This window comes from Vibrio sp. SSH13-20, from assembly GCF_040104475.1.
Lineage (GTDB): Bacteria > Pseudomonadota > Gammaproteobacteria > Enterobacterales > Vibrionaceae > Vibrio > Vibrio harveyi.
This window is the reverse complement of record NZ_JBECOU010000004.1, coordinates 269,214-284,880: the sequence shown is the minus strand read 5'-3', so window position 1 is coordinate 284,880 and position 15,667 is coordinate 269,214. Positions and strand designations below refer to the sequence as shown.

Genomic DNA, 15,667 nt, shown 5'->3' with positions numbered 1-15,667 from the left:
CGATGAGCTGTGGAGGTTTGTGGTTTTCGTCGTTGCGGAAAACAGGCACAAAAAAGGGGAGGTGTTACCCTCCCCAAGCTAGCACATGATTGCGCCTACTGTTTTACTTCTTAGTTACCGTTACGATTGGTGCCGCCTTGTCTGCCGCATTGAAGTGGAAGTTGTAGTTTCCTGCTTCAGCAATCGTAATTTTAAGGTTTTTGCTACCGCCACCGGCATTCATGGTGACCGCTTTACCTAGCTCCACGCTGCCGTCACCACCAAAGTTGGTCGCATCAGCCCAGTCTGCGCTTGCGATCTTCATTTCGTAGCTGCCTGCTGCTAGAGCGATGTCTAGTGAGTAAACATCAGCGGCTACGTAAGAGAATTTAGCGCTAGAGTCTTCAGCTGGCGTATCCCAAGTGGTGATAGTGCCGCGTAAGAACAGTGACGTGTCACCAAACGTTGGCGCATCTGCTGCTTTCGTTACTGAAATTACTGGTTTTTCTACGCTTTCATCTTGAACATTCAGTGCGTTTAGAGTGAAGTTGTATTTGCCAGTTTCAGCCACTGATAGCTTACAGTTGCCCGCTGCACCTAGGTCTAAAGAGTCACTTGCTTGGGTTGCTGCATCACAACCGATGTTTGGATTTGACCAACCTGAATCTGCAAACTTGAACTCGTGCTCACCAGCTTCAAGTACACCTGTTACTGAGTACAAGCCATTGCCGATAAAGGTCATTGCCCAATCGCTGCTATCAGACCAACCGTTCATCGAACCCTTCACGTAAACCACAGTTTCGCCGTAAGGAGGAATGCTTGATACGTCTTTGTTGTCTTTGTTAACCGGTAGACCGTCGCCTTGTGCACCGCCCTGAGGCTGTACAAATACCGCTGTTGTTAGCGCAGGAACTGTGAACGTCTCACCCGCGAAGCTTGCACCTTTTACGATGTCGTCTGCTGAGTTCTTCTGAATCTCATGCAGTTCGAAACCTGTTGCACCTTTCACTGTGAAAGATTGCTCTTTAGACGTTGAGTTCACCACTGCCACAACGGCATCGTAGTTGGTGTCTAGGTCTTTACCTGCTGATTTACCGTCATCGATAGACATAACGATCAAGCCTTCTACTTGGTCTTTGCCTACGTTACGGAAATCGACGCGGTTCATTACCTCTTGTGCAGTATCTAAGCGGAACAGTTCGCTAGAGCTGCGGATTTTCAGTAGTTCTAGGAATTGCTTCTTAGTTAGCTCGATATCTTCAGCACTTGGTTTCGCAGAACTGTCACCAACGATCTTCTGGATAAGCTCCCAGTTTGCGCCATCTTTATCTTGACGAGGTAGACCAACGTTCCAGTTGTTGTCCGTACCGTTGAAGAACACACGGTTGAACCAGTCACCAGAATCGTAAGAGTCACGCTGCATCGATTTCGAACGTAGCAGCTCAGAACCCATGTGAATGAATGGAATACCTTGCCCCAACATTACCGTAGATAGAGACACGTTTTGCATACGAGCGCGTTCAGCAGAAGGGGTGCCTGTAGCAATCTTGTAAGCGTTGTTGTCCCAAAGCGTTTGGTTATCGTGCTTAGATACGTAAGAGATGTTCTCTGATGGCATCTTAGTGTAGCCCGCAGGTGCACCGTTGTAGTCTACGTTCTTACCAAGTTTAGTGTCGCCCTTGTAATCAAGAAGAACGAATTCAGCCAAGTTACCCGCCATACCTAGGCGAACAAGATCTTGGTTGTGTAGACGACCGTTTACTGAATCAGCGTCTGTCTTCGTTTCTTCGTTAGCGTATGCCGCGTTACCAAAACCTTGGTTGAAGCGAAGTGGGTGGTTACCTTCTGAGTCTTTACCGCCATCGAATGGGCTGCCGCCACGAACTGCATCACGTAGACGGTCCGAGAAAGTACCGATCTCTGTGCCAGCCATGTTGACTTGCGTTGCTTGGTCGAAGCGAGCGTTTTGTGCCACTTCACCAAAGTCCCAACCTTCGCCGTAGAATAGTGTGTTAGGGTCAACTTTACGTACTTGCTCTAGCGCGTAAACCATCACGTCTTTTGGCTGGTGACCCATCAAGTCAAAACGGAAACCATCCACTTTGTAGTCGTCTGCCCATACTAACAATGAGTCAACCATCAGTTTACCCATCATTAGGTTCTCTGTTGCTGTGTTATCACAACAAGTTGAGTTCTCTACGCCACCCGTGTTTACGTTCAGGCGGTGGTAGTATCCAGGGACAATCTTATCCAGAACCGACTTATCATTTACGCCAGATGCGTTAGTGTGGTTGTACACCACGTCCATGATAAGTTTTAGCTTCATTTTGTGTGTTGCTTGAACCATTTCACGGAATTCAACAATACGCTTAGAACCATTAGGATCGGTCGCGTAGCTGCCTTCTGGCACTGTGTAATGGAATGGGTCATAGCCCCAGTTGAAGCTGTCTAGCATACGTAGGTCATTCATCAGAGCCTGAGCTGAACCCGTTGTTGGATCGTAGCTGTTTAGGACATCTTCAATGACTTTACTTTCGTTTTCTGTACCACAAACAGAAGCGGCTGGTTTAATGTCACAGAGTTTGCCAACCGTGTCAGTAATATCCACGCGGTTTGCTTCGTTTTCATCGACGGTAGCGATATCGAATGCTGGCAGAATGTGAAGCGTAGTGAGACCTGCGTCTTTCAAAGCTTGAAGGTGTGAAACCGATTCACGATCCGCTTCTGTCAGAGCAAGGTACTTACCATTGTATGCTTTGGTCCCTTTGGTATCGCTAAAGCTGAAATCACGTAGGTGCGACTCGTACAGTACGTGGTCTTCGTCTTTAGCAAGTTCAGGACGTTTGTAATCATTCCAACCTTGAGGTTTCAAGCTATCGCTGTCTAGGTCTACAACTTGTGAGTACAGAGAGTTTTGAGACAAGCTTAGCGAGTATGGGTCAGTAACAAGGCGGGTTTCTACAACGCCTGTTGTTGGGTGGTAAACCTTAACTTGGTAACGGTAGTATTTGTTTAATACGTCGCTTTGCGCTTCTGATGCCCAGATACCTGTAGCTGGATCTTCTGTCATCGCAACGGTTGCTTGTTCTTTCAAATCTGCATCGTAGATGATCAGGTCAACGTCTTGCGCTGTTGGTGCCCAAAGCTTGAATGTTGCTGCGTTGCCATCAACAATTGCGCCAAGTTCCTGACCGATTGCGTTACCTGCATCTTTGTTAGCAAATACGGCATCAAGTACACCTGGTTTTTGTACTTCAGTTGCAGAAATAACATCGCCATCTGCGTTGTAAGCCACCATGACGATTTGCGATTTTAGAATGGTGTGAAGTACGTCAGCATCAACATCGATACCTGCTGCTTGTAGGCTAGAAAGGTGACGGAAACGTTTTTTCAGTGCTTCAGACAATTCGCCTGCTTTCGTCAGCTCAACTGCTGTACCACCAGTGATTTGCTTGTCTTCATCCATCTTGATGTCGTTAGTCAAGCTGTAGTAAAGCTTCATTGAGTCTGCATTCGCCGCCGCTTCCCAAGCGATGGTATTAGCATCTAGCCAATGCGCTTTTTGACCGTCAATTTCGACAGGACGTTCTTCAATTGGTTCGTAGTAAAGCTCGCTGCTGCCGTGGAAGCCGAACAAACCTTTCGATTCACCTAGCTTAGTCAGCTCAACTTTTGAGTTTGCACTGCCGAATGCCTTCTCATCGCCTTTGTGTAGGATGAAGTTCATACAGTTGTGTGGGTCAGATGCGTCTGGGTTCACTTTCAGAACGTAGTAAGCACCGTAAGTGTCACTGATGCCGTCGAATGGGCGAGGTGACCCCCAGTCCGTACCGCCCTCTGGGAGCCCCATTTCTTCAAGATCGGTACTTGTACAGCCTTCGCCATTCCAAAGGTGTAGACCCCAACCTTCGTAATCGCTTGCTGATGATGCAGCTGCGACATCGCGTTTGTAATAGATGACAACTTCGTTCTCTCCCGCAGGGTGTAGACCAGAGCCAGGGTTCGTTGTGTCATCGCTTGTGCTATCACTGCCACAACCGCTGATGACTGCCACAGAAAGGAGCGGCAGTACGGTTTTAGCAATCGCTGATAATTTAAATGTTTTATTGTCCACGTTTACAAATCCATTGTTATTGAATTGATAATAGATTGGCAAAATGCCGAAAAGGAAATGTTCAACAAGATGCTAATACACTGAACTATCAGCAAAATGTGAGAGCAGGCAGTTAAGTTTTTTACAAGTAAAAATTTTCTGTCACACTAGATTTTGTTCACAAATTAAATAATAAAACGGTCTCATAGTGAGATATTCAGCACAGCCTAAAGATGTAAATTTTTATAGGAGGAGAAAGGGGGGATGATAGGGGCGGAGAATGTCTAAGCCCCAAAACTGTGACTCATTTCTATAAAATTAGGGGTGTTATTTTTTAATTAAAAATAAGTTGCGGTGATATCGAATAAAAATTCGCCATACTCGACCAGTAAACTTCAGATTTTACCTACATGGTCGTTATATAATAGAGCGGAGTACGCCAAAGATGGCGCAATTATACCCCGAGTTAGAATTTTGCAGATTTTCCCAAGCGCGGAAAGTCTCGGTGAGCACTGACCTAAAAAGAGGCGGTTTATGAGTAGTATGGGCATTGCTATTACAGCAACTGGCCTTTCACTCATCCTGATATTTGTTTGGATGATCTCGTTGTCGATGCGTAAGCAACGTCTAGAGGCAGAGAGGAAAGCGCGTGAAGTGGCGTATCGCAAGGCGATGCAAAAAGCGCGCGAACAAGAACGTAAAGAGCGTGAGTTTAAGGCGGAGACCGGTCATATTCCGACAATTCTCTATTTAGCGAAAGAATCAGAGCGAGACAATCTCAAGCGCGCTCTGTATTGGTACGACAAAGCTGCCAAACTGGATAACGTCACAGGTATGTATGGTGTGGTGCGTTTGGCTGAGCGAATGCGTGAAGATGTTATCTTAAGAGAGCAAGCGAATTTTTGGCGTACTGCGATTGCCGGTATGGAAGGTGATATCGACGCGAAATTTGCAACGGGTAAGGCACTTTTGTCTGGACGTGGTACCGAGAAGAATATTCCCAAAGGGCATCAACTCATCGAAATGGCAGCAGATGAGGGTTGTATTCCTGCCATGTTGTATATGGGGGAATGGCAGTTATCACCGGAGAATACGGCAGGGCGTAGTGCTGATGCTTTGTTCTGGTTTATGAAAGCTGCCGAGCAAGACAGTGCTGAAGGTAAAATCCAAGTGGGTTTGTGTTATCTAAGAGGCACTGGCACTGATAAAAGCATGGTGAAAGCGTGTTATTGGCTTGAAAGAGCGGCGGAGAGTGGCAGCGCAGAGGCAATGTTTCACGCGGGAGAAGCGTGGAAAGATACCGGTAAAACAGGCAATGCGATTGCTTATATTTGGCTGTTTTTATCCGCGAACATGGGCTATGAGCCAGCACGTGTCGTTCGTGATGAAGTCGCAAGCAACATCGGCGTGGATGTTGTAGTGGGGCTGCAATCTATCGCTAAACCGCTGCAGAGGAAGCTCGCATCTGGTTTCGTCAAAAAGCACTCTATCATTCGTGCGTTAAACAAGGTCTACAAACGTGAACCTTACTTCCCAGATCAAGATGAACTCAATGAGTTGCTGAGTGAAGAACATCATGAAGAAGAAAGTTTGCTTGATGGCGCACCAGAGCTGAACTTTGATGCTGAGGTTCCACCACAGCAAGAGTTTGCTTCTCCACCCAAGCAACCATCAAAAGAAGTGCTCGACTTTACTCAGAACTTCTTACAGCCACAGAATCTCAACAAGCCTCATTCGTGAGGCTTTTTTATTGCCCGTGTTATAAGAAATCCCACCAAGTGCATATACCCAAGCATCTCTTAGGTATAAAGAGGTGAGTGATCTTTATGCAATTTTTCAACAGAAATCCATCACTTAATCACCTATCGTTATATAAATCGACAAATAGAGGGAAATCCCCCCTTGTTGGAAATACACGAATTAAGCTCCAATCCAATATTATTGATTAGCCAATAAAATGGCTATGAAAATAATTTGTTAGCTTAATTTGTGTTGATCTATCTAGATTCATTACTTTAACTAATATTAGCTATTAAGTTTTATATTACTAAATCTTAATTTCTATTTTCGGTTTTCTATTATCTCTATTGATCTTTAACTTAATTGAGCGCAATATATCCAAAAATAAAATAGCGCACACTCTGCGTATAAATACAGTAAGAAGCAACCTGTTATTATCCTTTTCAACATAAAGGGGCAAACTCACGCTCTTTTTATGTCTATTAGAGATTTGTGTATGTTGAGAATCATTAGTGCAGATAAGTTCATCTCTTCAAGGTTTATCTTGGAATACAGCAAAGTGGAATTTGCATCTTTGTTGGGAGTTTCCGTTGCTAAGATAACCAATATAGAGAATGGCAAAACATCGATTCCTCCGGTGTATGATTATGCCATCAACCACTTGCTCAGTGAGCACCCGTTTAAAGACAGCGCTGTTGAGGCTCTAAGCTCGCATGAAACGCTGAACTTCGCCCGTCGTGTGGATGTAAACAGTAAGGTGCAGCGCTTGTCTTGTAAGCGCTGTGACAGTCGAAGGTTACATGTTATGGCTGGCATGAGTGGTCTGTACTTTGTGGAATGTATGGACTGTAAGCACACCATGTACTCGTCTGGAATCGCGGTGAAACGGTATCAATTGTGGTCGAATAATGGCGTGAGGCTCGATAGCCATTTGTTTGATTAAACTGGCTCTCGCTGCTATCAAAGTAAAACCACCAAAGTAAAACAATAAAGTAAAAAGCCATCAGCAGAAATGTTGATGGCTTTTTGTTTATACCCAAGTAACCTCGATATGCTAGGTTCAGCGAGACTGACTTGGTTTGTAGACGCGGCGGCGATTTAAAGGTTTAGTGGGTCTAAATCAAGAATCGGTAACAAAGTATACAAGCCAAGGCAGCTCGCCCTTTGGGAGCGTGTCATTGACCCGATTGCTGCGTCAAACAACTTGGAAAGAGCTGGCTATTACACTGCGTTGTTTTCCTTGCTCTCGAATCAATGACAACGCTCTGAACCCTGCATCTTGAAGTTACTTGGGTATATAGTTTATAAATTGTTAAATATAGGCATATTTATTGTGTTTATTCTTGCTATTAAATCAATCTAGTAAAATATAGAGTGATGAAAATCGCAAAATTTTATTTTCTTTTGATTCCTTTTTTAATAATAACTGGTGAGGTCACATAATTCTTCACCTAAATTCAATTTAAACCAGAATCTAATATCATTGGCTTATCGAAAGGAAAGTGATAAAGATCGCGAAATTTTATTTCGAGAAAATAAGAGTTTTAATTATGAACTAATAATCACGAAATTTGTTTTTTGAATTTTAAATATTAATTTCGTTTGTAATATCTGTGCTTGTCGTCTTTACAGAACAAATAAGAGATATTTCAAATGAAACGTTTAATTATCGGTGTTAGTAATTACATGCCAGAAGACTTCAGTTTATTATCTGAATCTTTGGATGAGCAATTTAACCGAACTTTAAAACCACTTGAGCACGTCGAATTAACTGACGTTGGCGCTGCAATTATTACTTCTGCAGATATTAAGGCTGGTCTACACAAAATTATTTCTGAAACGGGTTATGGCATTCCGGTTTTCTTGGTCACAGATGAAAACCCAGTTTCAGCAGAAGATTACGTATGGTTAACCGGCGTTATCGATTTGGAAAGACAGTCAATTGAATACTACGGTCGCCAAATCAATGAGGCTGTCACCAAATACGAATGTCGCCTACTTCCACCTTTCTTCAAACAATTGACTCACTACGTGGAAATGGGCAACTCTGCATTCGACTGTCCAGGACACCAAGGCGGCCAGTTCTTCAAAAAACACCCAGCAGGTAAACAGTTCTACGATTTCTTCGGTGAAAACCTATTCCGTAGTGACTTGTGTAACGCGGACGTTGATTTAGGTGACTTGCTGATCCACGAAGGTTCTGCTCACCAAGCTCAAGCACACGCAGCAAAAGTGTTCAACTCAGACAAAACCTACTTCGTACTTAACGGCACTTCGGCTTCAAACAAAGTGGTTTGTAACGCGTTAGTGACCGAAGGTGACTTGGTGATGTTTGACCGTAACAACCACAAATCAAACCACCACGGTGCATTGATCCAAGCGGGCGGTATGCCGGTTTACCTAGAAACGGCACGTAACCCTTGGGGTTTTATCGGTGGTATGGATGAGCACTGTTTTGATGAAGAATACATCCGTGCTCAAATCGCGAAAGTGTCACCAGAGCGCGCTCGTGATGAACGTCCTTTCCGTCTTGCGATCATCCAATTAGGTACTTACGACGGTACCATCTACAACGCACGTTACGTGATGGATAAGATTGGTCATCTCTGTGACTACATCCTATTTGACTCGGCATGGGTGGGCTACGAGCAGTTCATTCCTATGATGAAAGACTGTTCTCCACTGCTACTAGATCTGAAACCAGAAGATGCCGGTGTGATTGTGACTCAGTCTGTTCACAAGCAACAAGCTGGCTTCTCTCAAACCTCGCAAATCCACAAAAAAGACCACCACATCAAAGGTCAGGCTCGCTACTGTAACCACAAACGCTTCAACAACGCGTTTATGATGCATGCGTCCACTTCACCATTCTATGCGCTATTCTCAGCATTGGATGTGAACGCGAAGATCCACGATGGTGAAGCGGGTCTACGCCTATGGCGTGATGCGGTTAAGACTGGTATCGAAGCACGTAAAGAAATCCTGAAAAGTTGTGAGTTGATTCGTCCGTTCATTCCTGACCAAGTTGATGGTCAACCATGGGGCAGTTACGACACCGATCTTATCGCAACCAATAAGAAATTCTTCATGTTCGAGCCAGACGCAAGCTGGCATAAATTTGAAGGCTACGGCGAAGGTCAGTACTTCGTTGACCCATGTAAATTGCTACTCACTACAGCCGGTATTGCTGAAGATGGTAGCTACGCAGACTTTGGTATTCCTGCAACGTTATTGGCTAACTTCCTACGTGAGAACGGCATCATCCCTGAGAAGTGTGACTTGAACTCTATCTTGTTCTTGCTAACTCCAGCAGAGGACATGGGTAAGATCCGTCATCTTGTGGCGCAGATTAACCGCTTCGAAAAATTCATTCGTGATGATGCGCCGCTAAACATCGTGCTTCCTCGTGTTTACGAGGCGAACAAAGAGCGCTACCGCGGCTACACCATCCGTCAGCTATGTCAGGAAATGCATGACATGTACAAAGAGCTGAACGTGAAACAGCTACAAAAAGCGATGTTCCGTAGCGAATACTTCCCAACTATGGTGCACAAACCAGATGTGGCAACACGCAAATACTTCCGCGGCGAGTGTGATTACTTGCCTCTGAAAGAAGCGGTAGGTCGTGTCGCAGCAGAAGGTGCGCTTCCTTACCCTCCAGGCATTATCTGTGTGATCACGGGCGAAATCTGGACTCAACAAGTGGTCGATTACTTCTTATCTCTAGAAGAAGGCATCAACCGATTCCCAGGCTTCGCACCAGAGATTCAAGGTGTGTACCTAGAAGACGTCAATGGTCGCACCACCGCCCATTGCTACGCCCTTAAAGATTAATCTACCCCGTTCGCATCGTGACTTGGTTGTCGCGGTGCGAACCGTTTATTCGTGGAGAATAATTTATGAGTACTGAAACCAAAAAAATGTCGGTGGTGCAGCTAACCATTCTGACATTCATTAACATGGCTGGCTCGGGCATCATTATGCTGCCAAGTAAGCTGGCGCAAGTGGGCACGATTTCGATTCTATCTTGGCTGATTACTGCGGCGGGTTCATTGGCTCTTGCCTATGTATTTGCAAAGTGTGGTCGCTTTAGTAAACGTGACGGTGGTATGAACGGTTATGCGTCGTACGCGTTTGGTAAATCGGGTGCGTTTATGGCGGGTTGGACCTACGGCTTATCTTTGTTGATCGCCAACATCGCGATTGCGATAACCTGTGTTGGCTACGGATCTGCGTTTTTTGAAGTGACCTTGTCGCCAGTAGAGACCTGTCTGTACACCATCGCTATCCTTTGGATTTGTACCTTCGCTAACTTTGGTGGTGCGAAGATTACTGGTCAAATCGGCTCGTTTACGGTCTGGGGCGTTATCCTTCCTGTGTGTTCTTTGGGTATTGTTGGTTGGTTCTACTTTAGCCCAACCATGTACGTAGAAGCGTGGAACCCACACCACCTACCATTTGGTGAAGCGGTAAGTGCGTCGATCGCGATGACACTTTGGGCATTCCTAGGTCTTGAATCGGCTTGTGCGAACTCAGAAGCGGTAGAAAACCCAGAGAAGAACGTACCAATCGCAGTATTGGGCGGTACGCTGATTGCGGCAGTGGTTTACATTGTTTCAACCAACATCTGTTCTGGTATCGTAGCGAACTCTGAGCTTGCTGCATCTACAGCGCCATTCTCAACAGTATGGACAGTGATGCTAGGTTCTACGGCGGGTAAAGTGGTTGCGGGTATGGCAGTTCTTGCTTGTGCAGGTTCACTACTGGGTTGGCAGTTCACTATCGCGTCAGTATTCAAATCATCTTCAGATGCAGGCTTCTTCCCGAAACTGTTCTCACAAGTTGATAAACGCGGTACACCAATCAAAGGCATGGTGGCTATCACGGTTATCCAATCGGTGCTTTCTTTAATGACTATCTCGCCAACATTGAACGAGCAATTTGAAGCGCTGGTTAACCTGGCGGTAGTGACGAACGTCATTCCTTACATTCTATGTATGGGCGCAATCTTCATCATGCAGCAAGTGGCGCACGTGCCTGAGCGCGAGATGAAGACAACGAACATCATCGCTCTGATTGGTTCTCTGTACAGCTTCTATGCGTTGTACGGTTCTGGCTACGAAGCCATGATGTGGGGCTCTATCGTTACCTTCCTAGGTTGGAGTGCGTACGGTCTGATCGCTTCTAAACACGAACCTCTCGTGAACTAAGTTTTTTCAATCGAGCCTTCCCATACGCGGTGTGGAGGGCTCTTTTGCTTTTATCCATAACCTTTTGATTTGAAACACTAGGTAAGTTGAGGACACAACACCACTCATAACGTGAAAACTCATTTTCGACAATTGGGGGACGAAAGATGATTAGCCAACCTGTTAAAATCGGTGACGATACCGTCGTAGTCATTCCAAGCGTGATCCTGACTGAGCTCGGGATAAGGGAAGGGGACACCCTCGAAATTGCGCTCAATAAAGACAAAATGGAAATTAAGAAAATGGTACTGAAAACCAGCTCTCCAATCGATTCGAGCGAAGAAGGCTAGAATTGAGTTAGAGAATCTTGGTTTGTCGGATACACTACTGGTTTCGCAAATCTGGCGCTCGCCGCTGTCTTTGAACTATTGATAACAACAAGAAGAGGTCTGGTACTATGCAAGGTATCCTCTCTATACAATCTCATGTTTCTTTTGGTCACGCTGGTAACAGCAGTGCCGTTTTCCCAATGCAACGCATGGGCTTTGAAGTGTGGCCTATTCACACGGTTCAATTCTCTAACCACACCCAGTACCAAGAAGGTTGGACGGGGCGTGCGTTCTCGGCTGATGACATCAGCGAACTGGTTCGTGGTCTTGGCAACATTGGTGCGCTAGAAAAGTGCAAAGCGGTTCTGACTGGCTATCAAGGCAGTGCTGAGCAATGTCTGGCAGTTGAAGAAACCGTCTCCAAAGTAAAACAAGCAAACCCAGACGCACTTTATGTGTGTGACCCAGTGATGGGCGCGCCAGATAAAGGCTGTATTGTGGCGCCGGGTATTGCAGAAAACTTGTTAAACCGTCTGATGCCAATGGCAGATGTGATCGTGCCTAACCAGTTCGAGTTAAGCCAATTTGCAGAGATGGAAATTCATACGCTGGATGATGCGATCAACGCTTGTCAGCGTGCACTAGCAAAAGGTCCTAAAGTGGTGTTGGTGAAACACCTTTACTGTTTGTCTGACGATAGCTTCAATATGTTACTTGCGACGCAAGAAGGCACTTATTTAGCGAAGCGCCCTCATTTTGAATTTGCTAAAGCCCCCGTCGGTGCAGGTGATTTGATCTCGGCGATTTTTACCGCTGGCTTGCTGAAAGGTTGGACGCCAAAACAAGCCTTCCAACACTGCCACGACGCGTGTTACGGCGTACTTAATGCGACTTACCAAGCGGGCGAATGGGAACTGCAAACCATCGCAGCACAACAAGAGTTCGTTGAGCCGAGCAAGCACTTCCCATTGGAAGAAGTGACATTAAGTTAAGTCTTATCATTGGTAGGAAAGAGGGAGCACAGTGCTCCCTTTTTTGATCTTCATTAACAGCCAGTGGTGTCAATTCTAAAGCTGTGTCCATCAACGCCTTTGCTGTCCATTCGATAGTAGGCGTAACACTGATTTGCCATCAGTGCCTCTGGTGATTCGTCACTGCCGTAACCGACAATTGAATAACGATTGTTTTCGATAAAGACCAAGTCTGCTTGTTTCATCTCATCAGTGATGGTCAGATTGTCGAAAAATCCAACTTGCTCACCACACTCACTCTGAGTTTCTGGATAACCGTTGTAGAAATCTTGATAGCCAAGAGCTGTCAGGACGCACTGGTTTGCGCCTCGGTCCTGCTTAAACGCTTTTGCATTGTTGTGTAGGAGCGAGACGTAATACTGCATGTCAGCGAACAGAACTTGGATTGCAGCACTGCGGGCAGCAGAAGTACGTTGGTTAGAATAATGGACTGTGGCTATGGTTAACCCTCCGAGTACCACGGCGGTCAACAGCCACTCTTTTGCTGAGAATCCAGACAACAATCTCATTGGTTTTTACCCTATGTACAACTCAACCATATGCGTAACTGAGCGGGATTCTACGCATCGATTTTCGAAAATTTAAGGGCAAATAGCGTGTTTCAGAAAAACCTGACAGAAACTTGAAGTACGATCAAAGTATGAAAAGAGGAGCGTATTGCTCCTCTTGATTTTTGGATTAGTTTGGTGTCGGCATGGGAATAAGGCTAGGTGATACAATCAGTTGGGCCTTCGTCGCCGCTTGTACCTCTTCAACGGAAAACTCCGGTGCGAGTTCGGTTAACATCATGCCTTTATTGGTGATTTCGAACACGCCCATTTCAGTGACAATCAAATCTACCTGACCCACAGCGGTCAGCGGTAAAGTGCAATGCTTAAGCAGTTTTGGATTGCCTTTCACCGTGTGTTCCATGGCGACAATAACTTTCTTTGCGCCGACCACAAGATCCATTGCGCCGCCCATTCCAGGCACCATTTTGCCCGGAATGATCCAGTTGGCAAGATTGCCATGTTCATCCACTTGCAGTGCTCCTAGCACGGTTGAATCCACGTGACCACCGCGAATGATGGCAAAAGAGTCCGCGCTATTAAAGTAGCAAGAGCCTGCTATGGCGGTGATGTTTTGTCCGCCGGCATTGACCAGATCAGGGTCGATTTCTGCCTCAGATGCCAGCTTATCAATGCCAATTAAGCCATTTTCAGCTTGCAGAAGCAGTTCCACGTCTTTGTCTACTTCATTAGCAACCAGCGTTGGCAAGCCTATACCAAGGTTAACGATGTCGCCATCTCTCATCTCTTGAGCAACGCGCCATGCAATGCGGCGGCGAACGACTTCTTTATCTAATTGTGCAGTCATTAGTTGTCCTCCACTAAGATGTAATCGACGTACAAACTTGGGGTATGCACGGCTTCAGGCTCAATATCACCCAATTCCACAATCTGCTCTGGTTCCACCACCACGGTTTCCGCCGCAGTTGCCATTAAAGGGTTAAAGTTCTGAGTGGTTTTGCTATAGAAAACGTTGCCACGACGGTCAACTTTAGATCCACGAATCAGTGCTAAATCGGCCTTCAGTGGCATTTCCAAGAGATATTGTTTGCCGTCAATTTCAATCACACGTTTGTTCTCTGCGACGATGGTGCCAAGTCCTGTTGGTGTTAGTACGCCACCCAAACCTGCGCCAGCACTGCGAATGCGCTCTGCCAATGTACCTTGAGGAACAAGCTCCACTTCAAGTGTGCCTTCATTCATTTGTTTGCCCGTTTCGGGGTTAGTACCGATGTGCGAGGCATACAGTTTCTTCACGCGCTTTTCCGCGATAAGTCGACTAGAACCTCGACCCGGTGAGCCTGTGTCTGTGCTGATTAAGGTAATGTTTTTGATGTCTTTTTTGATCAACAAATCAATTAAACGTTCTGGTGCGCCTGTTGCCATAAAGCCGCCAATCATGATGGTCATGCCGTCGTGCAATAGGCTTTCAATTTGCCCTGTAGTGGCTGCTTTTTTCATGTTTTTCGTGTTCATGAGAGGCTCCTTCTAACAACGTTTCAAAATTAACGCCGTGCCCATGCCACCGCCGATGCACAGTGATGCCAAACCGTAATCACGGCGAGTGCGCTGCAGTTGATAAACCAAGGTGGTCACAATGCGGTTACCTGATGCGCCGATTGGGTGACCAAGTGCAATGGCACCGCCACTTAAGTTACTGCGTTCTAGCAGCCACGCTTCATCGATATTGTGTTGCTCGGTAAGGGAACGAACCACGCCAAGTGCTTGCGCAGCAAAGGCTTCGTTAAGCTCAAAAACGTCGATATCTTCAATCGCCATTTCGGCTTTGGCTAAGGTATTGGCAATCGCAGACACCGGACCTAAGCCCATCACCTCTGGGGCGATAGCACCTTGTCCGTATTCGATGAGTTCAGCTATTGGCTTGAGGTTATGGCGTTTTACGGCACTTTCTGAAGCGAGCAAAATTGCGGATGCACCATCATTAATACCGGATGCATTGCCTGCGGTAACACTGCCTTCTTTATCGAATGCAGGACGCAGTGCTTGTAGACCTTCAAAGGTGCTGTCGGCTTTCGGATATTCATCGTTCTTTACTTCGAATTGGCGCTTGCGATCCACTATCGTAATTGGCGCAATTTCTGCTTCAAAATGACCATTTTCTATCGCGCTGATCGCTTTACGTTGGCTTTGTAAGGCAAAGGCATCTTGGTCTTCTCGGCTGATTTGGAGTTGCTTGGCGATGTTTTCTGCCGTAACACCCATGTGGTAATTGTGGAAGGCATCTGTCAAACCATCTTTGATGATGCTGTCTTCTTGGAGTTGATGACCCATGCGATAACCGCGACGAATCTGACCGGAAGAGATGTATGGTGCGTTGGACATACTCTCCATACCACAAGTAAGCACTAGTTCTGCGTCGCCCGCTCGAATATGGCTTGCACCGTCCATGATGACTTTCATGCCACTGCCACAAATCATATTGAGTGTGTAAGCCGGAACGGATTCTGGAATGCCTGCCTTCATTGCGGCTTGGCGACCCGGTCCCATGCCTGCGCCTCCAGTAAGTACGTTGCCAACAATCACTTCATCGATTTGTTCTGGGGCAATGTCCACTTGTTCCAAGGCTGCCTTGATGGCATGAGCGCCTAGTTCAACACTGGACAATGACGCTAATGAGCCATTAAAGCTGCCAATTGGGGTGCGCTTTGCCGCCACAATAAAGATTCGTTCCATACCGCTGTTTACTCCGTAATCGTTCTGTCATAACCAGTGTAGGGAGTGCGATGTGGTCGCGATA

Annotated in this window: 11 protein-coding genes; 6 read left to right on the top strand and 5 right to left on the bottom strand. The window is 46.1% G+C overall.

Annotated features, from left to right (window positions below):
- Nucleotides 1–103: 103 nt before the first annotated feature.
- Nucleotides 104–4,093 carry a pullulanase-type alpha-1,6-glucosidase gene (gene pulA, locus ABMY42_RS13325; RefSeq protein ID WP_009697267.1) on the bottom strand — a complete coding sequence of 1,330 codons (3,990 nt, stop codon included), beginning with the start codon at nt 4,091–4,093 and terminating at the stop codon, nt 104–106.
- A gap of 513 nt (nt 4,094–4,606) precedes the next feature.
- On the opposite strand from pulA, the gene ABMY42_RS13320 reads away from it, so the two are divergent.
- From ABMY42_RS13320 to pdxY, 6 genes are all read left to right on the top strand, one after another.
- Nucleotides 4,607–5,812: a tetratricopeptide repeat protein gene (locus ABMY42_RS13320; RefSeq protein WP_005447367.1), complete on the top strand. Its 1,206-nt coding sequence runs from the start codon at nt 4,607–4,609 to the stop codon at nt 5,810–5,812.
- A gap of 496 nt (nt 5,813–6,308) precedes the next feature.
- The gene (locus tag ABMY42_RS13315) at nt 6,309–6,755 is read left to right on the top strand and encodes a helix-turn-helix transcriptional regulator (protein WP_005447369.1); all 447 of its coding nucleotides are present in this window, start codon (nt 6,309–6,311) and stop codon (nt 6,753–6,755) included.
- 710 nt (nt 6,756–7,465) lie between these two features.
- Entirely contained in the window at nt 7,466–9,646 is a 2,181-nt protein-coding gene (speF, locus tag ABMY42_RS13310) for an ornithine decarboxylase SpeF (protein WP_005429232.1), read from the top strand.
- Between the two features lie 65 nt (nt 9,647–9,711).
- Nucleotides 9,712–11,022, top strand: a complete 1,311-nt coding sequence (potE, locus tag ABMY42_RS13305; protein ID WP_005447372.1) for a putrescine-ornithine antiporter — start codon at nt 9,712–9,714, stop codon at nt 11,020–11,022.
- 146 nt (nt 11,023–11,168) lie between these two features.
- On the top strand, nt 11,169–11,351 hold the full coding sequence (locus ABMY42_RS13300; RefSeq protein ID WP_005447373.1) for an AbrB/MazE/SpoVT family DNA-binding domain-containing protein: 183 nt from the start codon (nt 11,169–11,171) through the stop codon (nt 11,349–11,351).
- Between the two features lie 107 nt (nt 11,352–11,458).
- A complete protein-coding gene (gene pdxY / locus ABMY42_RS13295) occupies nt 11,459–12,322 on the top strand; it encodes a pyridoxal kinase PdxY (RefSeq protein ID WP_269990726.1) in 864 nt (287 codons plus the stop codon).
- Nucleotides 12,323–12,375: 53 nt separating this feature from the next.
- On the opposite strand, the gene ABMY42_RS13290 is transcribed toward pdxY, so the two are convergent.
- From ABMY42_RS13290 to ABMY42_RS13275, 4 genes are all read right to left on the bottom strand, one after another.
- Nucleotides 12,376–12,870: a hypothetical protein gene (locus ABMY42_RS13290; RefSeq protein WP_009698044.1), complete on the bottom strand. Its 495-nt coding sequence runs from the start codon at nt 12,868–12,870 to the stop codon at nt 12,376–12,378.
- A gap of 169 nt (nt 12,871–13,039) precedes the next feature.
- The gene (locus tag ABMY42_RS13285; RefSeq protein WP_349266408.1) at nt 13,040–13,717 is read right to left on the bottom strand and encodes a 3-oxoacid CoA-transferase subunit B; all 678 of its coding nucleotides are present in this window, start codon (nt 13,715–13,717) and stop codon (nt 13,040–13,042) included.
- Nucleotides 13,717–14,370 (bottom strand): CoA transferase subunit A, encoded by a 654-nt coding sequence (locus ABMY42_RS13280; RefSeq protein ID WP_101905893.1) that lies wholly within the window; start codon nt 14,368–14,370, stop codon nt 13,717–13,719. Before ABMY42_RS13280 ends, ABMY42_RS13285 begins: the two co-directional genes overlap by 1 nt.
- Nucleotides 14,371–14,397: 27 nt before the next feature.
- Nucleotides 14,398–15,603: an acetyl-CoA C-acetyltransferase gene (locus ABMY42_RS13275; RefSeq protein ID WP_110416112.1), complete on the bottom strand. Its 1,206-nt coding sequence runs from the start codon at nt 15,601–15,603 to the stop codon at nt 14,398–14,400.
- Nucleotides 15,604–15,667: the final 64 nt, after the last annotated feature.

Coding starts and splice junctions, on each gene's coding strand:
- ABMY42_RS13300 (WP_005447373.1), top strand. CDS start 11,169: ATGATTAGCCAACCTGTTAAAATCGGTGACGATACCGTCGTAGTCATT.
- ABMY42_RS13275 (WP_110416112.1), bottom strand. CDS start 15,603: ATGGAACGAATCTTTATTGTGGCGGCAAAGCGCACCCCAATTGGCAGC.
- ABMY42_RS13290 (WP_009698044.1), bottom strand. CDS start 12,870: ATGAGATTGTTGTCTGGATTCTCAGCAAAAGAGTGGCTGTTGACCGCC.
- ABMY42_RS13280 (WP_101905893.1), bottom strand. CDS start 14,370: ATGAAAAAAGCAGCCACTACAGGGCAAATTGAAAGCCTATTGCACGAC.
- ABMY42_RS13315 (WP_005447369.1), top strand. CDS start 6,309: ATGTTGAGAATCATTAGTGCAGATAAGTTCATCTCTTCAAGGTTTATC.
- ABMY42_RS13320 (WP_005447367.1), top strand. CDS start 4,607: ATGAGTAGTATGGGCATTGCTATTACAGCAACTGGCCTTTCACTCATC.
- speF (WP_005429232.1), top strand. CDS start 7,466: ATGAAACGTTTAATTATCGGTGTTAGTAATTACATGCCAGAAGACTTC.
- pdxY (WP_269990726.1), top strand. CDS start 11,459: ATGCAAGGTATCCTCTCTATACAATCTCATGTTTCTTTTGGTCACGCT.
- ABMY42_RS13285 (WP_349266408.1), bottom strand. CDS start 13,717: ATGACTGCACAATTAGATAAAGAAGTCGTTCGCCGCCGCATTGCATGG.
- potE (WP_005447372.1), top strand. CDS start 9,712: ATGAGTACTGAAACCAAAAAAATGTCGGTGGTGCAGCTAACCATTCTG.